This is a genomic window from Streptomyces sp. NPDC102259, from assembly GCF_044766465.1.
Taxonomy (GTDB): Bacteria; Actinomycetota; Actinomycetes; order Streptomycetales; family Streptomycetaceae; genus Streptomyces.
In genome coordinates, this window is the sequence record NZ_JBIWMA010000013.1 from 58,940 (window position 1) to 80,083 (window position 21,144).

Annotated in this window: 19 protein-coding genes and 1 tRNA gene; 12 read left to right on the forward strand and 8 right to left on the reverse strand. The window is 70.9% G+C overall.

Annotated elements, in window-relative coordinates; genetic code table 11:
- Positions 1–110: 110 nt before the first annotated feature.
- Positions 111–1,610, reverse strand: a complete 1,500-nt coding sequence (locus ACIRPU_RS27205) for a potassium/proton antiporter (protein ID WP_403872126.1) — start codon at positions 1,608–1,610, stop codon at positions 111–113.
- 267 nt (positions 1,611–1,877) lie between these two features.
- On the opposite strand from ACIRPU_RS27205, the gene ACIRPU_RS27210 reads away from it, so the two are divergent.
- Positions 1,878–4,658, forward strand: a complete 2,781-nt coding sequence (locus tag ACIRPU_RS27210; RefSeq protein WP_403871826.1) for a penicillin acylase family protein — start codon at positions 1,878–1,880, stop codon at positions 4,656–4,658.
- Between the two features lie 70 nt (positions 4,659–4,728).
- On the opposite strand, the gene ACIRPU_RS27215 is transcribed toward ACIRPU_RS27210, so the two are convergent.
- On the reverse strand, positions 4,729–5,343 hold the full coding sequence (locus ACIRPU_RS27215) for a 5-formyltetrahydrofolate cyclo-ligase (RefSeq protein WP_403871828.1): 615 nt from the start codon (positions 5,341–5,343) through the stop codon (positions 4,729–4,731).
- Positions 5,344–5,447: 104 nt separating this feature from the next.
- Here ACIRPU_RS27215 and galU point away from each other — a divergent pair, with 104 nt between their 5' ends.
- The 7 genes from galU (at position 5,448) to ACIRPU_RS27250 (ending at position 11,001) form a co-directional block, all read left to right on the forward strand.
- The gene (gene galU / locus ACIRPU_RS27220) at positions 5,448–6,350 is read left to right on the forward strand and encodes a UTP--glucose-1-phosphate uridylyltransferase GalU (protein ID WP_355704380.1); all 903 of its coding nucleotides are present in this window, start codon (positions 5,448–5,450) and stop codon (positions 6,348–6,350) included.
- 5 nt (positions 6,351–6,355) lie between these two features.
- The gene (gene glp / locus ACIRPU_RS27225; protein ID WP_403871831.1) at positions 6,356–7,681 is read left to right on the forward strand and encodes a gephyrin-like molybdotransferase Glp; all 1,326 of its coding nucleotides are present in this window, start codon (positions 6,356–6,358) and stop codon (positions 7,679–7,681) included.
- A 63-nt stretch (positions 7,682–7,744) separates the two neighbouring features.
- Positions 7,745–8,224, forward strand: a complete 480-nt coding sequence (gene moaC / locus ACIRPU_RS27230; RefSeq protein ID WP_355704382.1) for a cyclic pyranopterin monophosphate synthase MoaC — start codon at positions 7,745–7,747, stop codon at positions 8,222–8,224.
- Positions 8,221–8,757 (forward strand): molybdenum cofactor biosynthesis protein B, encoded by a 537-nt coding sequence (locus tag ACIRPU_RS27235; RefSeq protein WP_403871833.1) that lies wholly within the window; start codon positions 8,221–8,223, stop codon positions 8,755–8,757. Before moaC ends, ACIRPU_RS27235 begins: the two co-directional genes overlap by 4 nt.
- 17 nt (positions 8,758–8,774) lie before the next feature.
- A complete protein-coding gene (locus ACIRPU_RS27240) occupies positions 8,775–9,380 on the forward strand; it encodes a GNAT family N-acetyltransferase (RefSeq protein WP_384115303.1) in 606 nt (201 codons plus the stop codon).
- Positions 9,381–9,516: 136 nt separating this feature from the next.
- Positions 9,517–10,845, forward strand: coding sequence for a gephyrin-like molybdotransferase receptor GlpR (gene glpR / locus ACIRPU_RS27245; RefSeq protein WP_403871836.1), 1,329 nt, complete (start codon positions 9,517–9,519; stop codon positions 10,843–10,845).
- A gap of 82 nt (positions 10,846–10,927) precedes the next feature.
- Positions 10,928–11,001 (forward strand) — tRNA-Ala (locus ACIRPU_RS27250).
- On the opposite strand, the gene ACIRPU_RS27255 is transcribed toward ACIRPU_RS27250, so the two are convergent.
- Positions 10,983–11,852 (reverse strand): nuclease-related domain-containing protein, encoded by an 870-nt coding sequence (locus ACIRPU_RS27255; RefSeq protein WP_403872128.1) that lies wholly within the window; start codon positions 11,850–11,852, stop codon positions 10,983–10,985. The two genes, ACIRPU_RS27250 and ACIRPU_RS27255, sit on opposite strands and share 19 nt — an antisense overlap.
- A 289-nt stretch (positions 11,853–12,141) precedes the next feature.
- Here ACIRPU_RS27255 and ACIRPU_RS27260 point away from each other — a divergent pair, with 289 nt between their 5' ends.
- Positions 12,142–12,741 (forward strand): hypothetical protein, encoded by a 600-nt coding sequence (locus ACIRPU_RS27260; RefSeq protein ID WP_403871838.1) that lies wholly within the window; start codon positions 12,142–12,144, stop codon positions 12,739–12,741.
- 202 nt (positions 12,742–12,943) lie between these two features.
- On the opposite strand, the gene ACIRPU_RS27265 is transcribed toward ACIRPU_RS27260, so the two are convergent.
- The 3 genes from ACIRPU_RS27265 to ACIRPU_RS27275 all read right to left on the reverse strand — a co-directional run bounded on the left by ACIRPU_RS27265 (position 12,944) and on the right by ACIRPU_RS27275 (position 16,713).
- Complete coding sequence (locus tag ACIRPU_RS27265) at positions 12,944–13,186, reverse strand: hypothetical protein (RefSeq protein ID WP_403871840.1); 243 nt, start codon at positions 13,184–13,186, stop codon at positions 12,944–12,946.
- A gap of 273 nt (positions 13,187–13,459) precedes the next feature.
- A complete protein-coding gene (locus ACIRPU_RS27270) occupies positions 13,460–15,922 on the reverse strand; it encodes an FtsX-like permease family protein (protein WP_403871842.1) in 2,463 nt (820 codons plus the stop codon).
- Positions 15,916–16,713 (reverse strand): ABC transporter ATP-binding protein, encoded by a 798-nt coding sequence (locus ACIRPU_RS27275; RefSeq protein WP_403871844.1) that lies wholly within the window; start codon positions 16,711–16,713, stop codon positions 15,916–15,918. Before ACIRPU_RS27275 ends, ACIRPU_RS27270 begins: the two co-directional genes overlap by 7 nt.
- Before the next feature lie 134 nt (positions 16,714–16,847).
- Here ACIRPU_RS27275 and ACIRPU_RS27280 point away from each other — a divergent pair, with 134 nt between their 5' ends.
- Together ACIRPU_RS27280 and ACIRPU_RS27285 are read left to right on the forward strand one after the other, a co-directional pair.
- Entirely contained in the window at positions 16,848–18,239 is a 1,392-nt protein-coding gene (locus ACIRPU_RS27280; RefSeq protein WP_403871846.1) for a sensor histidine kinase, read from the forward strand.
- Between the two features lie 20 nt (positions 18,240–18,259).
- Positions 18,260–18,871 carry a response regulator gene (locus tag ACIRPU_RS27285; RefSeq protein ID WP_403872130.1) on the forward strand — a complete coding sequence of 204 codons (612 nt, stop codon included), beginning with the start codon at positions 18,260–18,262 and terminating at the stop codon, positions 18,869–18,871.
- A gap of 94 nt (positions 18,872–18,965) precedes the next feature.
- Here ACIRPU_RS27285 and ACIRPU_RS27290 read toward each other — a convergent pair whose 3' ends face one another.
- Positions 18,966–19,448 (reverse strand): GNAT family N-acetyltransferase, encoded by a 483-nt coding sequence (locus ACIRPU_RS27290; RefSeq protein ID WP_403871848.1) that lies wholly within the window; start codon positions 19,446–19,448, stop codon positions 18,966–18,968.
- Between the two features lie 111 nt (positions 19,449–19,559).
- Here ACIRPU_RS27290 and ACIRPU_RS27295 point away from each other — a divergent pair, with 111 nt between their 5' ends.
- Positions 19,560–20,363, forward strand: a complete 804-nt coding sequence (locus ACIRPU_RS27295; protein ID WP_403871850.1) for an exodeoxyribonuclease III — start codon at positions 19,560–19,562, stop codon at positions 20,361–20,363.
- Between the two features lie 104 nt (positions 20,364–20,467).
- On the opposite strand, the gene ACIRPU_RS27300 is transcribed toward ACIRPU_RS27295, so the two are convergent.
- Positions 20,468–21,112, reverse strand: coding sequence for a MerR family transcriptional regulator (locus ACIRPU_RS27300; RefSeq protein ID WP_384115319.1), 645 nt, complete (start codon positions 21,110–21,112; stop codon positions 20,468–20,470).
- Positions 21,113–21,144 lie beyond the last annotated feature (32 nt).

The following is a 21,144-nucleotide window of genomic DNA, read 5'->3' on the forward strand; positions in this document are numbered from 1 at the left end:
AGGTGTGCCTTCATCGTACAGGGATCAAGTCGCGTCCTCCCTGTGAAAATGAGCACCGTAAGGTCGGCCGCCTCCGAATGAAGGGGGTGTGAACAGTGCGAAACATGCACTTAACGCGCGCTGTCGCCTGTGCCCAGCCATCCCGCGAGCTTGCCGCCGTGCCCGACGGCGCGCAGTCGCCGCTCTGCCGCGTCGCGGACCGGGTCGGTGGCGACGACGAGGAGTTCGTCGCCGTGTCGCAGCACGGTCGTCGGCAGCGGCACGAACGACGTCCCGTCCCGCACGACGAGGGTGACGGCTGCCCCGGCCGGCAGCCGTAGCTCGTTGACCTCGACGCCGTGCATCTTCGACCCCTCGGGGATCGCGACGGACAGCAGGTGCCCGCGCAGCCGCTCCAGGGGCGCCGACTCGACGCCGAGGTCGGCGGCCTCGGGATCACCGCCCAGGCGTAGCTTGCGCGCCAGCCAGGGCAGTGTCGGCCCTTGGATCAGGGTGTAGACGACGACCAGGACGAAGACGATGTTGAAGATGCGGCGGCTGGCGTCGACGCCGTTCACCATGGGGATCGTCGCCAGGATGATGGGGACGGCGCCGCGCAGCCCGGCCCAGGACATGAGGGTCTGCTCCTGCCAGGGCACCCGGAACGGCGTCAGGCACAGCACGACGCTGAGCGGTCGGGCCACCATGGTCAGCACCAGGCCGATGACGAGCGCCGGCAGCACGTCGTCGCCCAGCTCGTGCGGGGTCACCAGGAGACCGAGCAGCACGAACATGCCGATCTGGGCGATCCAGCCGAGGCCGTCGGCGAACCCGCGGGTGGCGGGCCAGTGCGGCAGTTTCGCGTTGCCCATGACCATCGAGGCGAGATACACGCCCAGGAAGCCGCTGCCGTGCGCCAGGGAGCCCGCCGCGTAGGCGGTGACCGCGATCGCCATGACGGCGATCGGGTAGAGGCCGGAGGCGGGCAGCGCGACGTGCCTGAGGCCCCAGGAGCCCAGCCAGCCGATCGCGAGGCCGATGGCGGCGCCGATGGCCAGTTCCAGCGCTATCTCGCCCAGCAGCACGTACCAGTGCTCGACGGGGCCGGCCGTGGAGAAGGCGACCACCAGGATGACCACCGGGGCGTCGTTGAAGCCGGACTCGGCCTCCAGCGTGCCCGTCACGCGCGAGGGGAGGGGGATCTTGCGCAGGACGGAGAAGACCGCCGCCGCGTCGGTCGAGGACACCACCGCGCCGATGATCAGCGCCTGTCTCCACTCCAGCCCGGTCACGAAGTGCGCGGCCGTGGCGGTGACGCCGACGCTGACCGCGACGCCGGCCAGTGCCAGTGCCGTGGCGGACGGCAGGGCCGGTTCGATCTCCTTCCACTTCGTGCCGAGGCCGCCCTCGGCGAGGATCACGACCAGGGCTGCGTAGCCGATGACCTGGGTCATCTCGGCGTTGTCGAAGTGGATGTTGCCGATGCCGTCCTGGCCCATGAGGACGCCGATGCCCACGTACACGAGCAGGCTTGGGAGCCCGCTGCGCGAGGAGATCCGGACCGCTACGACGGCGACGAGCAGGACGAGCGAGCAGACGAGCAGGAGCTGGTTGAGATGGTGGACAGTCAGCGGCGGTTCCCTTCACCGGCGCGCGCGGCTTGCGCGCGGGCGCACATGTGCTTCGGATACATCGGACACGAAGCCGTGAGCTTCGGGCCCAACTACTTCGTTACCTTACCTAACTCTTGACGATTTCTTGACGCTCGGCGAGGGAAGATCGAACATCCCTCCGTACCGGTACCCGACTCCGCGTCAAGTGGCACAAGGCCCTGCGCCTATGGTTGCTCCAGCACTCCAGGACCGCCTGCCGCTCGCGTTAGGACAGCAAGGACAGCGATGCCCCCCAACACCACCGCCACATCGGGTGACAAGCCCGGCAAGTCCGGCAGGAAGAAGGGGCGCAAAGCCCGTTTGATCGTGCTTGTGCTGGTGCTGGCCATCATCGGAGGCATCGCCTACGGCGCCTACTGGTCCATCAGCACCGTCCGCGCGTCCTTCCCGCAGACCAAGGGTTCGATCACACTCGAGGGCCTGACCGGGCCCGTCGACGTGAAGCGGGACGGCTACGGCATCCCGCAGATCTACGCGGACTCCGACGAGGACCTGTTCATGGCGCAGGGCTACGTCCAGGCCCAGGACCGGTTCTACGAGATGGACGTGCGCCGGCACATGACCTCCGGGCGGCTGTCGGAGATGTTCGGCAAGAGCCAGGTGGACAACGACGAGTTCCTGCGCACCCTGGGCTGGGACCGCGTCGCCAAGGAGGAGTACGACAGCAAGCTGTCGGCCGGCACGAAGAAGTACCTCCAGGCCTACGCCAAGGGGGTCAACGCCTACCTCAAGGGCAAGGACGGCGCCGACATCTCCCTGGAGTACGCGGCCCTGGGTTTCACCAACGACTACAAGCCCACCGAGTGGACCCCGGTCGACTCGGTCTCCTGGCTGAAGGCGATGGCCTGGGACCTGCGCGGCAACATGCAGGACGAGATCGACCGCGCCCTGATGACCAGCCGCCTCGGCCCGGCCCAGATCGCCGAGCTGTACCCGCAGTACCCGTACGACCGTAACCAGACGATCGTCCAGGAGGGTCAGTACGACGAGCTGACCAAGACCTTCGAGCAGAGCGACGGCCAGAGCGACTCCGACGACAGCTCCACGGGCGACGGCACGGGCACGTCCTCGGGCTCGTCCTCGAGTACGGACGGCTCGGCCCTCCAGAGCCAGCTCTCGGGCCTCTACAACGTCCTGGACGACCTGCCCACGGCCGTCGGTGTGAACGGCAACGGCATCGGCTCGAACTCCTGGGTCGTCGCCGGCACGAAAACGATCACTGGCAAGCCGCTGCTGGCCAACGACCCGCACCTGTCGGCCTCGCTGCCGTCGGTCTGGTACCAGATGGGCCTGCACTGTCGCGCCGTCTCCAGCAAGTGCCAGTACGACGTCTCCGGCTACACGTTTGCGGGCATGCCCGGTGTGATCATCGGCCACAACCAGACCATCTCCTGGGGCATGACCAACTCCGGCGTCGACGTCACAGACCTCTACCTGGAGAAGCTCTCCGGGGACGACGGCTACCAGTACGACGGCAAGGTGAAGCCGTTCGTCACGCGCGAGGAGACCATCAAGGTCGCCGGCGGCGAGTCCAAGAAGATCGTCGTCCGGCAGACCGAGGACGGGATGCCCCTGCTGTCCGACCGTGACGACGAACTCGTCGACGTCGGCAAGAAGGCCACCGTCGACACCGCGGCGCCCGACCGCGGCGACGGTTACGGCGTCGCCCTGAAGTGGACCGCGCTGGAAGCGGGCACCTCCATGGACGCCGTGTTCGAGATGGACAAGGCGAAGGACTGGGACAGCTTCCGCAAGGCGGCCGAGGACTTCGACGTGCCCTCGCAGAACCTCGTCTACGCCGACACCTCGAACCACATCGGCTACCAGCTGCCCGGACGCATCCCCACGCGCGCGAAGGGCGTCGACGGCTCGATCCCGGCGCCGGGCTGGAACTCCAAGTACAAGTGGAAGGGCTACATCGATTTCGATGAGCTGCCCTACGAGTACGACCCCGCCCGCGGCTACATCGTCACCGCCAACCAGGCCGTCGTCGACAAGGACGAGTACCCCTACACGCTGACCACGGACTGGGGCTACGGTGCGCGCAGCCAGCGGATCACCGACCTGATCAAGGGCAAGATCAAGGGCGGTGGGAAGATCTCCACCGACGACATGCGTCAGATGCAGCTGGACGACGACAGCGAGATCGCGAAGCTGCTCGTGCCCGTGCTGAAGAAGCTCAACCTCGACGACCCGGACGTCCGCGAGGCACAGAAACTCCTGGAGAACTGGGACTTCACCCAGGACGCCGACTCGGCGGCGGCCGCCTACTTCAACGCGGTCTGGCGCAACATCCTCAAGCTGGCCTTCGGCAACAAGCTGCCCAAGGAGCTGCGTGTCGAGGACCAGTGCCTGTGGGTCGACCCGGTCAACACCACCGGCCCGGTCGACGACACCGACAAGGTCCGCGAGTGCGGCGAGCGCGATGCCGACCAGGCGCAGCCGGACGGCGGCGACCGATGGTTCGAGGTCGTGCGCAACCTCATGACGAAGACGGACAGCGACTGGTGGACGACACCCGCCTCGGGCACCCGCCCGGGCGCCACCCACGACCGCGACAAGCTGTTCGAGCGCGCCATGATCGACGCGCGCTGGGAGCTCACCGCCAAGCTCGGCAAGGACATCGACACCTGGAGCTGGGGCCGGCTGCACCGCCTGTTCCTGAAGAACCAGACGCTGGGCACCAGCGGCCCCGGTTTCCTCCAGTACATCCTCAACCGCGGCCCCTGGAAGCTCGGTGGCGGCGAGGCGACGGTCAACGCGACCGGCTGGAACGCGGCCGGCGGCTACGGCGTCGTATGGGTGCCGTCGATGCGGATGGTGGTCAACCTCGACGACCTCGACAAGTCGAAGTGGATCAACCTCACCGGAGCCTCGGGACACGCCTTCAGCGCTCACTACACCGACCAGACGAGCAAGTGGGCCGACGGTGAACTGCTCGACTGGTCCTTCTCGAAGAAGGCGGTCGACGACAGCACCAGCGACACCCTGGTGCTCAAACCCTGAGCTGCCGACCGTCCGAAAGGGGCCCTCCACGCGCGCGTGGAGGGCCCCTTCCGTTCGAGGGCTCGGGGTGTCAGGTGAAGCGGCGCACCCCCGAGGGCGTCACCACCGCGTGCACGGGCCGGTCGTGGGCCTCCCCGGGGACGTGCTCGACGACCTCGGCGTCGTACAGGAGCACCACCAGCGAGGGGTCGGCCCCGGAAGCCGCCAGCCGGGCCAGGACGCGGTCGTACGACCCTCCGCCGCGCCCCAGGCGCATACCGTGCGCGTCGACGGCCAGGCCCGGCAGCAGCACCACGTCGGCGGTCGTCACCGCGTCCGGGCCGAGGCGTTCGCCGGCCGGCTCCAGAAGGGCCATCCTGCCGCCGTGCAGGACCCGCGCGAGAGAGTCTTCGCCGGTGTAGGCGCCCCAGTCCAGGTCGTTGTCGGGCAGCAGCGCGGGGAGGAGTACGCGCACGCCCCGCGCGCGCAGCGCGTCCAGCAGTGCCAGAGTCCCGGGCTCGGTACCCACGGAGACGTACGCCGCCACCGTGTGCGCGTGCGTCAACTCGGGCAGTTCCAGGGCCTGCTCGGCCAGGGCGACGGCTGCCGCGCGCACGTCATCGGGCGTCAACCTGTTTCTCATGGCGAGGATCCCTCGCCGCAACATACGTTTGTCAGACTCTGGTCCGCCTTCGAGGTGGCTCATATGTCGCTCCTGTACATCTCCCACACTGCCCCAATGCGTTCATATGATCATCAATTAACCGGAGCCACAGATCCCTCTCAAAGTCACCGGATAAGGTTGCCGACATGACGCAGTCGCACCCCAGGATCAGCAAGGCTGTCATCCCCGCAGCCGGTCTCGGCACCCGGTTCCTGCCGGCGACCAAGGCCACTCCCAAGGAGATGCTGCCGGTCGTGGACAAGCCGGCTATCCAGTACGTGGTCGAGGAGGCCGTCTCCGCCGGCCTCGACGACGTCCTCATGGTCACGGGCCGCAACAAGCGCCCTCTTGAGGACCACTTCGACCGCAACTACGAACTCGAGTCGGCCCTGCAGAAGAAGGGTGATGCCGCCCGGCTCGCCAAGGTTCAGCAGTCCAGCGACCTCGCGACCATGCACTACGTGCGCCAGGGCGACCCCAAGGGCCTCGGGCACGCCGTCCTGTGCGCGGCCCCGCACGTCGGGCAGGAGCCCTTCGCCGTCCTGCTGGGGGATGACCTGATCGACCCCCGTGACCCGCTGCTCCAGCGGATGATCGAGGTGCAGGAGCTGCACGGCGGCAGCGTCGTCGCGCTCATGGAGGTCGCCCCCGAGCAGATCCACCTCTACGGCTGCGCCGCCGTGGAGGCCACCGTGGACAGCGACGTGGTCAAGGTGACCGGCCTCGTCGAGAAGCCGGACCCGGCGGACGCCCCGTCGAACTACGCGATCATCGGACGCTACGTCCTCGACCCGAGCGTGTTCGGCATACTGCGGCAGACCGAGCCCGGCCGCGGCGGGGAGATCCAGCTCACCGACGCCCTCCAGCAGCTCGCGCAGGACGAGAAGATCGGCGGCCCCGTCCACGGCGTCGTCTTCAAGGGTCGTCGTTATGACACCGGCGACCGTGGCGACTACCTGCGTGCCATTGTCAGACTCGCGTGCGAACGTGAAGATCTGGGTCCGGACTTCCGGTCCTGGCTTCGCAGTTACGTCACCGAGGAGATGTAGCCACTTTGAGCACCGCCGCGCCCCGCCACACCGGCCAGGACCAGCTCTGGTCGGTGGACGAACACCTGGAGGACATCCTCGCCACCGTCCGCCCCCTGGAACCCATCGAGCTGCAACTGCCCGACGCCCAGGGCTGCGTCCTGGTCGAGGACGTCATGGTGCCGGTCTCGCTGCCGCCCTTCGACAACAGCTCCATGGACGGCTACGCGGTGCGGGTCGCGGATGTCGCGGGCGCGAGCGAGGAGTTCCCGGCGGCTCTGGACGTCGTGGGGGACGTCGCGGCGGGACAGGCGGCCGACCTGCTGTACGTGGGACCCGGCCAGGCCGCCCGGATCATGACCGGCGCCCCGCTCCCGGCCGGGGCCGAGGCCGTCGTCCCGGTGGAGTGGACCGACGGCGGACTCGGCGAGGGCCCGGTCAGCGGGATGCGCGCCCGCAGCCGCGCCCCCGAGCAGGCCTCGGGGCACGTGCGCGTGTACCGGCCCGCCGAGGCACGCGCGCATGTACGCGCGAAGGGCAGCGACGTGAAGGCGGGGGACCGCGCCCTCGACGCCGGGACCGTCCTCGGACCGCCCCAGATCGCCCTGCTCGCCGCGATCGGCCGGGGCGCCGTACGCGTGCGCCCGCGCCCGCGCGTGGTCGTGATGTCCACCGGCAGCGAACTCGTCCAGCCCGGCGAGGAGCTCGGCAGCGGCCAGATCTACGACTCCAACAGCTTCGCCCTCACCGCGGCCGCCCGGGACGCCGGCGCCATCGCCTACCGGGTCGGCGCGGTCGCCGACGACGCCGAGACGCTCCGCTCCACCATCGAGGACCAGCTCGTCCGCGCCGACCTCGTCGTGACCACCGGCGGAGTGAGCGTCGGGGCGTACGACGTCGTCAAGGAGGCCCTGGAGCACGTCGGCGACGAGGACGAGGCCGGCGGTGGCGTCGAATTCCGCAAGCTGGCCATGCAGCCCGGCAAGCCCCAGGGCTTCGGTTCCATCGGACCCGACCACATCCCCCTGCTGGCCCTGCCGGGCAACCCGGTGTCGTCGTACGTCTCGTTCGAGCTGTTCGTCCGCCCCGCCATCAGGACCCTCATGGGCCTCGAGGACGTCCACCGGCCCACCACGCGCGCGAAGCTGATCGCGGACAAGGCGCTGACCTCGCCGAAGGGCCGCAGACAGTTCCTGCGCGCCACCTACAGCGACGGCACCGTCCGCCCCGTCGGGGGTGCCGGCTCCCACCTGGTCGCGGCCCTCGCGCACGCCGACTCGCTGATCGTCGTACCCGAGGACGTGGAGTCCGTGGAGCCCGGTGCCGACGTCGAGGTGGTCCTCCTCGGCTGAGCCCTCCTGGTTGGGGGTACCGTGTCGCGCACAACAGGCCCGGACCGGGAGCGCCACACCACCATGAGCAAGCAGGACCGACTGACGCACATCGACGACGTGGGCGCCGCCCGCATGGTCGACGTTTCCGGCAAGGACGTCACCGCGCGCACCGCGCGTGCCAGCGGGCGGGTCCTCGTCTCGCCCCGTGTGGTCGAGCTGCTGCGCGGCGAGGGGGTACCCAAGGGGGACGCGCTGGCCACCGCGCGGATCGCGGGCATCATGGGCGCCAAACGCACCCCGGACCTGATCCCGCTGTGCCACCCCCTGGCCGTCTCCGGTGTGAAACTGGATGTGTCGGTCGCGGACGACGCCGTGGAGATCACCGCCACGGTGAAGACGACGGACCGCACGGGCGTCGAGATGGAGGCGCTCACCGCGGTCTCCGTTGCCGCGCTCACCGTGATCGACATGGTGAAGGCGGTCGACAAGGGAGCGGTCATCACGGACGTGCGCGTGGAGGAGAAGACGGGCGGCAAGTCGGGCGACTGGAGCCGGGCATGACACGCGACACGTCGGTCGGCGGCGCCCTGCTCGCTCCGTACAGCGCACTGGTCGTCACCGCCTCCAACCGGGCCGCCGCCGGCGTCTACGAGGACAGGGGCGGCCCGCTGATCGCCGAGGGCCTGCGCGGCTTCGGCTTCGCCGTCGACGGGCCGCAGGTCGTCCCCGACGGGGACCCGGTGGAGGCGGTGCTGCGGGCCGCCGTCGAGGCCGGGTACGACGCCGTCGTCACCACCGGCGGCACCGGCATCTCGCCCACCGACCGCACCCCCGAGGCGACCCGCGCGGTGATCGACCACGAGGTGCCGGGCATCGCCGAGGCCATCCGGGCGTACGGCCGGGAGAAGGTGCCCACCGCGGCGCTCTCCCGCGGCCTGGCCGGAGTGGCGGGCGGGACGCTGATCGTCAACCTGCCGGGTTCCACCGGCGGGGTGAAGGACGGGCTGGCCGTCCTGGAGCCCCTGCTGATCCACGCCGTCGACCAGATCCGTGGCGGCGACCACCCCAGACCCAGCCACGGGGGTGCGAGCTGAACACCTCATCCTGGCCCGTGGAACTGGTGGAGGGCGACATCGTCCTGCGGCCCATAAAGCTGCGCGACCAGCGGGCCTGGCGCGAGGTCAACCGGCGCAACCGGGACTGGCTGCGCCCCTGGGAGGCGACCATCCCGCCGCCCGCGCCCAGCGGGCCGATCGCACACCGGCCGACCTACCGCCAGATGGTCCGGCATCTGCGGTCCGAGGCGAACGCGGGCCGGATGCTGCCGTTCGTGATCGAGTACCAGGGGCGGCTCGTCGGGCAGTTGACGGTCGCCGGGATCACCTGGGGGTCGATGTGCTCCGGGCACGTCGGTTACTGGGTGGACGAGTCGGTGGCCGGCCGCGGGGTGATGCCGACGGCCGTGGCGCTCATCGTGGACCACTGTTTCCGCACCGTCGGACTGCACCGCATCGAGGTCTGCATTCGGCCGGAGAACGGGCCGAGCCGCCGGGTCGTGGAGAAACTCGGATTCCGTGAGGAAGGGCTGCGGCCGCGCTATCTCCACATCGACGGCGCCTGGCGTGACCACCTCGTCTTCGCGCTCACGGCGGAGGAGGTCCCGGAGGGCCTGCTGAACCGGTGGCGTCGCACGCGCTCGCAGAAGGCGTCCAATTGAATTAGCCGAATAAATGTTCGAAAATGATCGGTTGATCGCACCGGTCGCAAAAAAAGTTCGAAATATCAGCCAGTTCGTGCGACACACCGGCCCAATTGGCGGATGGCCTCACGTAAACCCCTCTACCGTGTGAGGCGTGAGCAGCAGCGGCCTCATCTACGCAGTCATTGTCGGGGCCTGGGCCGCCTACTTGGTGCCTATGTGGCTCCGTAGGCAGGACGAGCTGAACGAGGCCCGTCCGACGGAACGCTTCAGCACCGCCATCCGGCTGCTGTCCGGACGGGCGGGAATGGAGCGCCGGTACGCCAAGGACCTGCGGGCGCGCTCCACCGAGGAGGGGGAGTCCGACGCCGTCGTTCCGGACGCCGTCACCGCATCGGTGGACGTCCGGTCCTTCGCCATGCCTCCGACCCGCCCGCAGGTGAAAGCGCCGGTTCAGGACCGCGCTCAGGAACGCGGCCAGGACCGAGCTCAGGAGCGAGTTCAGGAGCGCGGCCAGGAACGAGGGTCGGGGCGTCCGGAGGCGGCGCGTGAACCGGCGCGCGATCCGGCGGCCAAGCCCGCGCACGACCATCGCGAACAGGGCGCCAAGCCCGCACGCGACGGGGGCGCCGTTCCGGCGGGCCGGCGGGCACCGGTCGCCAGGCGGACGGCGGCCGAGCAGGCGTCCGCCGCACGCGCACAGCGCTCGAAGGCGCTCGCGCGCCGTCGGCGTACCACCGTGATGCTCTTCCTCGCCTTCACGCTCGGCGCGATCGTCGCGGCGGTCGGCGGGCTCGCGTTCCTGTGGGCGCCCGGCGTGCCCGCGGTCCTGCTCAGCGGATACATCGGGTACCTGCGCGCCCAGGAACGCCGACGCTTCGCCTTCCAGATGGACCGCAGGCGCGCCGAGGTCGCCGCGCAGCGGCTGCGGGAGCGTCAGCCGCGCCGGCGTGCACCCGCATCGGCGAACGCCTCGTCCGTCGACACCGGCCCCGACGCCGGCGCAGAGGAGCCGCACGCGGCCCCCGAGCCGGAGACCGACCCGGGTCTGCTGGCCCTCGCCGCGGACCGCAGGGCACTCGTCGAGCAGACCGACCACGCGGAGTGGGTCGACCAGCAGCGCGAGCGGCAGCGCCGGCCCGGCCATGGCGAGAGCTGGGATCCGGTGCCGGTACCGCTGCCGACGTACGTGACCGCGCCGGTCGCGCCGCGGGCGACCTCCGACGTGGACCTCGGGGCGCCGGACGCCTGGAGCTCGGCCCGCTCGAGCTCGGTGGCGCCGGAGCACGAAACGGCGGACGCCGGGGACGCACCGGCCGGGGAATCCGACGATGCGGACCCCGCCGACGACAGGGGAGCGGACGGCGACGAGCGGAGCGACGCCCGGCGCGCGGCCTCGGCCCGACGCTCACGCGAACGCGGCCGCACCCCGCTGTTCGACCAGTACGAGGACGGCGAGCGACCGCTGGCCGCCAACGAATGAGAGCCCCGGCATCCGCCGCCCGGCCTCGGGGAACGGATTTCCAGGCAGGCCGACCGGGATGCTAGAGTTTCACTCGTTGCAAGGGCCTGTGGCGCAGTCTGGTAGCGCACCTCGTTCGCATCGAGGGGGTCTGGGGTTCAAATCCCCACAGGTCCACCGCAGCTCAGAACCCCTGCCGGGGAGATCCGGCAGGGGTTCTTTGGCGTCGTACAGCAGCGAAGTACAGCAACTACTCCGGATCTTGCTTCCCGAGATGCTTGCCCAGCTTGCGCAGTGCCCGGCGGGTGGCTTCCGACGGGACGTGTGGGTGTCGTGCAGCCGGATCTGACGGACGCCGGCCCGGGTCGAGCGGTCGACGAATCCGCGGTTGAAGTTCCGGGGTTCGATCGGTGTCCCGTAGCGCGTCGTGAACACGAAGTCGAAGTCCGACCACAGCTCGCCGGCCGCCTGCTTGGCCAACTCCCTCTCCTGCTGCCTGCGCTGGAGAGCCGCAATGCAGATCTCCGGAAGCGGCAGCACGGCCGTGGACGCCTCGGTCTTGGTCTCGTCGTGGACCAAGCGCCGGTTGATGCGCTGTAGCTGCATCTGCACCGAGATCTCACCGGCGTCCAGGTCGCCGTTCCCCCAGGTGAGGCCGAGTACCTCACCACGTCGGAAGCCGAGAACCAGGATGAGGACGTAGCCGCGTACAGCGGAGCGGGTCGTGGGCCGCGCTCGCCGCTTCGAGCCCAGCCCCGGCGCGATGTAGAGGCGGACGGGTTGGCGCTCTTGACCGTGAGTCGCGCTGCGTGCACCACGGAGATCACGGGGCGGACGGGGACGGCGACACCGCAATGGCGAGACAAGACGCGAGCGATACGACGTGCTTCGGATTGGCTGATCGCGATGTGCCGCGTCGTGGCCCCGTTCACCGTGATGGCCGCGTCTCCGTACCAAACGGACTTTCCTCGATGCCGTTTTGAGTTGATCGCGAAGACGCCGGCGGGGCCGATCGCCAAGTGATCGATGTCTGCGCCGCTCGCCCACTAAACGGCATGGAGTGTGAACCAGCCTTGACGCTTGAGCCTGCCGAGTCGTCTTCCAGTGGCTCGCTCGCCTACGAGTCCGTCTGACCAACTGCGGATCTCCGAGCCCGGAGCCCAACGGCCGGCCAGCCGCAGCAAGGGGTTCGGCTGCAACTCTCGGATCTTCTGACGCACCGCGTCGCCCGGCCGATTCCGTGCCAGGTCATCGAGTCGTGACTGCACCCTGTCTCCCCCGGGGGCCGCGGCTTCGCTGCCAGACCACCATGGAGGCGTGACCAGCGCCAAGAGCTGTATCGGCCAGGAGCTGTTACAGGTTTCTCTACCTCATCAAGCACCTGTCGTCGCTTCGCTCCTCCGGGCGATCGCAGGCGCGACGTGCATGATGGCGCGCATTACGAACAGCTTGCGATCAAGCAAGGACGACGGGGGTACCGTGGCCTACCAACTCAGCTTCTTCTGCCGCTCTGGAGAAGAGAGAGGCGATGAGGCGCTTGATCGCCTGCTCGACTACCTACTGGAGAGTGGCGACCGATTGGTAGGCGAATGGTTGGGGCCGTTCGTGGATTCGGTGGCCGCGTTCAGGCTCGGTACTGGTGGCAGTGACAGCGACAGGCCCGTCGCGGACTTGCTGACGCTGGAGATACACGTGGGCGTAGCCGAGATCGCAGAGTCTGTGATCGCTGCATCGCCCAATGACGAGTGGGGCATCTGGGGATGCGACCTGCTTGCCACCGTCACCCTCAGCGGAGACAACCCCGACTGGACTTTGGTGCACCGCATTTGGGCCGCTGCGGTGAGCCTGTGGAGGGCGGTTCCATGGGACGAATCCTCCGGATTCGAGATTGCTGCCGGGGAAGCGCCGCAGCACTGACCTCTCACCAGGGTCCCGGCCAGGGGCGGCCATCGACGACTGCATGAGACGCGCCTCGGGCCGTCGTGGGGCCGTCGAAGGGCGCTCAACGACGACCAACGCCGACGACCAACGCCGACAACCACCGACAGCTACGTTGCAGGTCGCAGCGTTGATCGATTACACGGCCGCAGGTCAGAGACCCGGTCCTTCACTTCTTCGGCTACTGACCGTCTTGCAGCCCCTCAAAGACAACCAAAGAGCCATCCCGCTCGAACCGCAGCACGCGGGGCCGGGGAACTTCCTGGGCTGAGTCCGGCTCAGGATGAAGCTCTCCGTAGCGATGATGGTAAAGATCAACCGCTTCGCGTAGCGAGCATCCTTGTGCCTCACGAATCGCCTTCACTGCGAGGATGGTGCGCCCCTCCAGAATGTCGCGATCCACACTCTCCGGCAGTTCTGCCACACATCCTCCCAGGTCCGGCATCGCAGTAGAGCAACCGCGGCTCCTCCGGTCAACTGAGTTGACCAGCCGACTCCGGAAGCCCTCGACCGTGCCCTCTGTGTGCCTGTCTGACGGGTGCGCCGCGGGGTCTCACGGGGAACCCGCGTGCCGGAAAGCCCGAAGGCCCTGGACGGCGTCTCATGAGGCCAGCAGGGGGCACCGCACTGATCGGCGTCGGGCGGGTGATCAGTCGGTTGTGGTTCGTGGGTCGGGTCTGGTGGTGGGGCCGGGGGTTCATGGCCGGGGCGAACGCAGTGCCGGTGTCGTCGATGTCAGGGCCGTGAGGGTCGCGAGCAGGGCGCATGCCGCCGTCGTCCAGGCGAGTGCCTGCCAGGGCAGGGCGATCGCCGTCGGGGCCGACAGCAGGTGCAGGGCGGCGCTCAGGCCGGTTAGGTTGACGGCCGTCACCAGGAGGGCGAGCAGAGCGCCTACCGCCACGGCGATCAGCGCCTCTGTGGCGGCCAGTCGCAGGATCTGCCCGCGTGTGGCGCCGGCCATCCGTAGGGCCGTCAGGTCGGGCCTGCGTTCGGCGGCCGCCATGGCCAGGGTGTTCGCCAGTGAGATGCCGGTGTAGAGAAGCGCGATGCCCAGGACGAGGAGCACGCCGAGCCGGGTCGTCCGGTTGGTCTGCGGGTGAGCCGCTCGGACCCACTGCGCCCTGTCCATCACCCGCACCCCGTCGACGGTCCGCAACCGCGCCGCCACCGCCGTCGGGTCCGCACCCGCCCGCACGCGTACGTCCACGCGGTCCACGCCCCCGCCGCCCGCGTTGGCGGGGGTGACGTAGGCGCCGTTGTCCCCGGTGCCGATGGAGAGCACGGCGGCGATCCGGAGGGTCTTCGGCGTACCGTCTGCGAGCCACACCCGCACCCGTTGCCCCACCTCGTGTCGCGCCCACTCCTCGGTCACGACGATCGATCCGTCGTCGAGGTCGGTGAGCCGCCCGGCGGTCACCGGCAGCCGTACGGTCGCGTCGAGCAGCGCCGGATCGGCCGCCCGGGCCTCGGACTTCACGAGCGCGACACCGTCCTCCAGCGTGAACACAGTGGTGGCGGAACCGGCCGACACGACCGTGCCGGGCACCTGGCGGAGCCGGTCGAGGACCCCTGCCCGCAGGGTCGTTCCGTCCTGGGGTGTCACCACGAAGTCGGCGATCGTCTGCTGTCGTACCTCCGCCGCCCGCGCCGCGCCGATCGTCGCCGTAGCGCCCAGCAGGGAGCCCGCGAGCGCCATGGTGACCAGGACGGGCGCGGCCACGGCGGCGGTGCGGCGGACCCCGGCGACCGCGCCGGCCCGCGCCAACAGGCCCACCGCGCCCGGCAGCCGGGGCGCCAGCGGACGCACCGTCAGGGGCGAGAGCAGCGCCACCGCGGTGATGAGCAGCATGGGACGGCTGAAGTACGACTTGCGGTGGAGCAGCTCGCCCGGGTCGGTCACCAGCGTGTACGCCAGGGTGACGACGGCCGCGAGCAGCAGCGCCGCACCGCACACGCGCCGTCCCCGGGTCAGCGCGCGTCCGTCCACCGAGGCCTCGCGCAGCGCTTGGGCCGGGGCGGTGCGTCCGGCCCGCCAGGACGCGGCGAGCGCACCGCACAGGGCGACCAGCAGGCCCGTCCAGAAGGCCAGGTGGTATGGCCAGACGCCGGCCGGAGGGCCGCCGACCGCGTACCACTCGGGCGCGAGGCCGCCGTCGACCACCAACTCGGCCAGACGCGGCGCGCCGTAGGTGCCCAGTAGGCAGCCCGTCGCCGAGGCGAGCGTGCCGACGAGCAGGGCCTCCGCGAGGACCGTCCGCCGGATCTGGCCCGGGGTCGCCCCGGCGGTGCGCAGCAGGCCGAACTCGCGGCGCCGCCGGTCGACCGCGAAGGCGAAGGTGGACGCCACGACGAAGACGGACACGAAGGCGGTCACGCCGCCCGCCGTGCCGAACAAGGCGTTGAGCGCCGTCAGGGCCTCGGCGTCCCGGCCCGGGTCGGCGTCGGCCAGTCGGCGGGCGTCGCCGGTCAGGATCCGTACGCTCTCGTCCGTGACCGCCGCCCGTACGGCCGCCGCGTCCGCCTCCACGACCAGCTGGGTCGGCTCCGGGGCCAGTCGGGCGGCTTGGGCGTCCGGGTAGAACACGGCGTGCTCGAAGTCGAGTTCGCGTACCGTCTTGGCCCTCTCGACTGCCTCGGCCTCGGTCGCCTCGACCGTGCCTACTACGCGCAACGGGCCGTCCGTGGTGCGCAGTCGGGTGCCCACGGTCGCCCAGGCGCCGCTGGTCGCCACCTCGTCGGCCGCTGCCGGGGCTCTGCCCGCGGTCAGCCGGTAGGGGGCGAAGCGGGCCGTCGACCAGGGGTGGCCGACCAGGTCGTCCGGCGCGGCCGGGGCGCCGTACGCCCGGACCGGGAACGAGCGGTCCTCGGTGACCGGGCCGAGCGCGCGGAGCGCGGCGACGGTCCCGGCGGGCACCGGGCGCGGCCGGGCCAGCTCCTTCGTCCGCTCGCCGGTGCGGGTCGCGACCCGCAGGGTGTCCTGGCCCCCGACCACCACCGGCGCCGCCGCGAACCGTTCAGGGGCGCGCGCCGGCGCGTCCAGTGACGCGGCCAGTGCCTGTCCCATCACGGTGAGCAGCGCGACACCGAGGGCGAGGGCGACGAAACTGCCGACGAAAGCGGCCCATCGGGCGCGCAGGGTGTGCCACGCGACGCTCAGCACGCGACACCCGCCGGGGCGAGCGTGGCGCCCGCGCGGGAGAGCGCGGCGCCGTCGGCCGCGGTCTCCAGCGTCGCCATCCGGGCCGCGATCGCCGCCACGGACGCGTCGGCGCCGCGGAGTTCGCCGTGGACGCGGCCGTCGACCAGGAAGACCACCCGGTCCGCGTAGGAGGCGGCGAGCGGGTCGTGGGTGACCATGACGACCGTCCGGCCGGACTCGTCGACCAGGGAGCGCAGCAGGGTCAGCACCTCGCGGCCGGTACGGGAGTCCAGCGCGCCGGTCGGTTCGTCGCCGAACAGGACCTCCGGGCGGGTGATCACGGCGCGGGCCAGGGCGACGCGTTGCTGCTGGCCGCCGGAGAGGCGGTCCGGGCGGTGACCGGCACGGTCGGCGAGTCCGACCTGCCGCAGGGCGTCGAGGACCTGTTCCCTGGGCGGGCGGCGGCCGGCCAGTCGCAGCGGGAGGGCGACGTTCTGCTCGGCGGTGAGGGCCGGCAGGAGGTTGAACGACTGGAAGACGAAGCCGATCCGCTCCCGGCGCAGCAGCGTCAGGCGCCGTTCGCTCAGTCCGGTCAGTTCGGTCCCGCCGATCCGCACCGACCCCGAGGTCGGCCGGTCCAGCCCGGCGGCGCACTGGAGCAGCGTCGACTTGCCCGAGCCGGACGGCCCCATGACGGCGGTGAACGAGCCCCGGGGGAAGGTGAGGTTGACGTCGTCGAGCGCGGTCACCCCGGTGCCCGGGGCGCCGTATCGCCTGCTCACGGAGGTCAGTTGGACGGCGTGTGTGGTCATGGCCCCACGAAACCGTGCGCGCCCCTGTCGGGTCTGTCGGGCAGGGGCGAGACCTGGGGTAGGGCCAGGCATACCCCCGAACCTCCGGTCAGGCCGATGGTCGAAGGGGCGGCGCCCCTTCTACGGTGATCCGCATGCAACCGCGCAACGTGTGGCAGGCCTTGTTCCGCCCGGGATACCTGCTGTCGCCGTGGCCCTGGCGGGCCGTCGCCTATCTGCTGACGGGGGCGGTCGCCGGAGCGGCCGTCTTCGTGGGGCTGGTCGTGGTGGTGGCGGTGGGCGGAGTCCTCGCGGTCGTCCTCGTCGGGCTGCCGATGCTCGCGGCCGTCGCCTTCGCGGGGCTGCCGGCGGCGGCCCTGGAGCGGCGCCGGCTGCGGCTCGTCGACGCGGACGACGCGCCCGGCGCGCATGTCGAGCCCGCCGCGCCGGGCCTGCGCAGCTGGCTCACCACCCGGCTTCGGGAACGGGCCACCTGGCGCGAACTGGGCCACACCCTCCTCACCGCCTGCCTCCTCTGGCCGGCCGAGACGCTGCTGCTGACCGTCGCGCTGTTCGTCCCCCTCACGATGGTCGCGGCCCCGTTGCTGCTGGCGACGGTCGGCGGGGGCCGTGAGACGAAGGTGCTCAAGGTGTGGACGGTGACCGGCTGGCCGGCCGCCTTCGGCGCCGCCGCGCTGGGCGTGCTGCTGCTGGCCGTGGGCGGATACGCCCTCGGGGCGGCGGCGGGCGCCCGGGCCGCGTTGACCCGGCTGCTCGTCGCCCCGCGCGCGGGCGATCCACAGGCCAGGGTCGTCGAACTGACGCGTTCACGCGCGCGGTTGGTCGACGCGTTCGAGGGAGAGCGCCGGCGGATCGAACGTGATCTGCACGACGGCGCTCAGCAGCGTCTGGTCGCGCTCACCATGAACCTCGGTCTGGCCCGTCTCGACGCCCCGCCCGGCGGCCCGCTCGCCGAGCAGCTCGCCCGCGCCCACGAGGAGGCGGGCGCGGCCCTCGCGGAACTGCGTGAGCTGATCCACGGCATCCACCCCCAGGTGCTCGCCGACTACGGCCTGGAGGCGGCCGTCGCCGACGCGGCCGACCGCTCGCCCGTCCCCGTGGACGTGGAGTTCGCCCGGCCGGTCCCACGGCTCCCGCAGGCCGTGGAGGCCGCCGCCTACTTCGTGGTCCGCGAGGCGCTGGCCAACGTGGCCCGGCACAGCGGGGCGCGGCGCGCACGCGTGCGCGCGGAACACCAGGGCGGACGGTTTCTCGTCCTTGAGGTGGACGACGACGGCCACGGCGGAGCCGACAGTGCCCGCGGTACCGGCCTCACCGGTCTCGCCGACCGGGTGTCGGTGCTCGATGGAAGACTGACCCTGACCAGCCCGCCGGGCGGACCGACCCTGCTGCGTGTGGAGATCCCTTGCGAGCCGAGCCAGCCCAGCCAGCCCACTCCGCCGAGCCGGCCCAGTCCGCCGAGTCCGCCGGGCGGGCCGAGCCGGCCGGGCGATCGGACGGGGACGGTCACCGAGGCCTCCGCGTAGTCCTCGCCGAGGACGGCGTCCTGCTGCGCGACGGCCTGACGACGCTCCTCACCCGTTTCGGGCACGAGGTCGTGGCGGCGGTGGGCGACGCGCCGGGCCTGCTGGCGGCGGTCGCCCGGCACGCGCCCGACGTCGTCGTGACGGACGTCCGCATGCCGCCCGACTTCCAGGACGAGGGGCTGAGAGCGGCGGTCAGGCTGCGCGCGGAGCGGCCCGGGCTGCCGGTGCTCGTCCTCAGCCAGTACGTGCAGCGCGCGTACGCGGCCGAACTCCTCGACTCCGGCGACGGCACCGGCGTCGGCTATCTGCTCAAGGAGCGGGTCGGCCAGGTGAAGGAGTTCGTGGACGCGCTGCGCGAGGTCGCGGCCGGCGGCACGGTCGTCGACCCGGAGGTCGTACGGCAACTGCTGCGCCGGCGTCGTGATCCGCTGGCCCGGCTCACCCCGCGCGAGCGGGAGGTGCTGGCGCTGGTGGCGGAGGGGCGGTCCAACGGTGCGATAGCCCGCCTGCTGGTGGTGTCGGAGGCGGCCGTCGGCAAGCACATCGGCGGCATCCTCACCAAGCTGGACCTGCCCCCGGCGGACGACACCCACCGCCGCGTCCTGGCGGTGCTCGCCTACCTCAGAAGCTGAGGTCCTTCAGAAGCTGAGGTCCTCCAGGAGCCCGAGGCCGCTTCAGAAGCTGAGGTTCTTCAGAAGCCGAGGCCGCTTCAGGCGCTGGGGTTCTTCAGGAGCCGAGCGGCTTGGCGTAGCAGCGGCTGTTCTCGTACTCGCGGTAGTAGCCGAACTTCGTGCACGGCGCGTACCCGCTGGAGGTGTACAGGGCGATGGCCTCGGGCTGCTCGGTGCCGGTCTCCAGGACCATCCGGACGCGGCCGGCGTCCCGCGCGTCCTCCTCCAGCGCGGTGAGCATCCGTCGGGCCAGTCCTCGGCCCCGCATCTCCCGGATCACGAACATCCGCTTGAGTTCGGCGTCGCCGTCCTCGTGTCCCTCGCCGTCGTCGTCCTGGCTGCGCCAGCCGCCCGTGGCCACCGGCCGGTCCAGCTCGTCGTACGCGATGAGATAGACCCCGCGCGGCCGCTGGAAGTCGGACGGCTCCAGGACCGTGGCGTCGCCGCCGTCGCCGTAGCGCTCGTGGTACTCGGCCTGGACCATGTCGTTGAGCTTGACGGCGTCGGGGTGGTCGAAGGCGACCGGACGTATATTCATGCTGTTCACAGTAGTTGTATGCACAATCCTGGAAAAGTTGATTCTTGACCCGGTCCAGTGTGCCGGTAGCCGACGGACGTCGGCGCGGAACCCTGCCTGTATCGTGCCCGGGTGCTGACCGTGACCTCCGTGAACGTGAATGGACTGCGTGCCGCCGCGAAGAAGGGCTTCGTGGAGTGGCTCGCGGACACCTCCGCCGACGTGCTGTGCCTCCAGGAGGTGCGTGCCGAGCCGGGCCAGCTGCCGGAGGCGGTCCGGGCCCCCGAGGGCTGGTTCGTCACCCACGCGCCGGCCGCGGCGAAGGGCCGCGCGGGCGTCTCCCTCTGCAGCCGCCGTGAACCGGACGCCGTCCGGATCGGCTTCGGCTCGTCGGAGTTCGACGGCAGCGGCCGTTACGTCGAGGCCGATCTGCCCGGTGTGACGATCGCCTCCCTCTATCTGCCCTCCGGCGAGGTCGGCACCGACCGGCAGGACGAGAAGGTCCGCTTCATGGGCGAGTTCCTGGCCCACCTCAAGGACCTGCGCGCCCGTGCCGCCGCCGACGGCCGCGAGGTCCTCGTGGTGGGTGACTGGAACATCGCCCACCAGCAGGCCGACCTCAAGAACTGGCGCTCCAACACCAAGAACTCCGGCTTCCTCCCGGAGGAGCGCGACTGGCTGACCCAGGTCTTCGCCCCGACGGACGGCGGCTACGTGGACGTCGTGCGGTCGCTGCACCCGGACGTGGCGGGGCCGTACACGTGGTGGTCGTACCGGGGGAGGGCCTTCGACAGCGACTCGGGGTGGCGCATCGACCTGCACGTCTCGACGCCCACGCTGGCAGGCAAGGCCGTCAAGGGGTTCGTGGAGCGGGCGGCCACGCACGGCGAGCGCTGGTCGGACCACGCTCCGGTGACGGTGGTCTACGACCTCTGAGGGTGACCTGGGGCGACCTCTAGGTGCGTCCGCGAGTACGACCTGGGTATGACGCGCAAGCGCGACGGCGGGCGCGACCTGGGTAGGACCCGTGGAGGCGACCTCTACGTCGTCTTGTGCAGCCGTCGGTCCAGGGCCAGGGACAGTTCCGCCTCGACGACGCTGCGTGCCAGGGGGCGCAGGCGGGGCAGGTCGTCCTCGGTCGCGTGGCGCAGGATCAGGTCGGTGAAGAGGGTGGCGAGGGCGTCGGCGTGTTCGCGGACGCGGACGCCGGCCGTCAGCACCTCGGCGAGCGGGATGCCCTCGCGGACCAGGGCGGAGGAGACGTCCAGCAGGCGGCGGCTGATGTGGACGATCTCGTCGCCGTCGGTGCCCAGGTAGCCGAGGTCCAGGGCCGCGGCGAGGTTCTCGGTGGTGACCTGGCCCTCGAAGCGCGCGGCGAGTTCCTCGGGGGTCAGGCGGACCGGCTCCTCCTCGGTGGGGCCGCCGACGCCGAGGAGGTCGGCCACGCCGCGGCCGTGGTCGAGGGCGTCCGCCAGCTCCGCGATGCCGGTGAGGGTGTGGCCGCGTTCCAGCAGCGCCGCGATCGTGCGCAGGCGGGCCAGGTGATGGTCGTCGTACCAGGCGATACGGCCCTCGCGGCGGGGTGGTCCGAGGAGTTTGCGCTCGCGGTAGAAGCGCAGGGTGCGCACCGTGATGCCGGCCTCCGCGGCCAGCTCCTCCGTTCGGTACTCCCGCTTGTCCGTCACGGGCGAAGCCTATGTTGTACCGCCGGTAACTT

Excerpts from the sequence above, each read along its gene's own strand:
- ACIRPU_RS27210 (WP_403871826.1), top strand. The coding sequence starts at position 1,878 with ATGCCCCCCAACACCACCGCCACATCGGGTGACAAGCCCGGCAAGTCC.
- ACIRPU_RS27215 (WP_403871828.1), bottom strand. The coding sequence starts at position 5,343 with ATGAGCCACCTCGAAGGCGGACCAGAGTCTGACAAACGTATGTTGCGG.
- galU (WP_355704380.1), top strand. The coding sequence starts at position 5,448 with ATGACGCAGTCGCACCCCAGGATCAGCAAGGCTGTCATCCCCGCAGCC.
- moaC (WP_355704382.1), top strand. The coding sequence starts at position 7,745 with ATGAGCAAGCAGGACCGACTGACGCACATCGACGACGTGGGCGCCGCC.
- ACIRPU_RS27235 (WP_403871833.1), top strand. The coding sequence starts at position 8,221 with ATGACACGCGACACGTCGGTCGGCGGCGCCCTGCTCGCTCCGTACAGC.
- ACIRPU_RS27275 (WP_403871844.1), bottom strand. The coding sequence starts at position 16,713 with ATGACCACACACGCCGTCCAACTGACCTCCGTGAGCAGGCGATACGGC.
- ACIRPU_RS27280 (WP_403871846.1), top strand. The coding sequence starts at position 16,848 with ATGCAACCGCGCAACGTGTGGCAGGCCTTGTTCCGCCCGGGATACCTG.
- ACIRPU_RS27290 (WP_403871848.1), bottom strand. The coding sequence starts at position 19,448 with ATGAATATACGTCCGGTCGCCTTCGACCACCCCGACGCCGTCAAGCTC.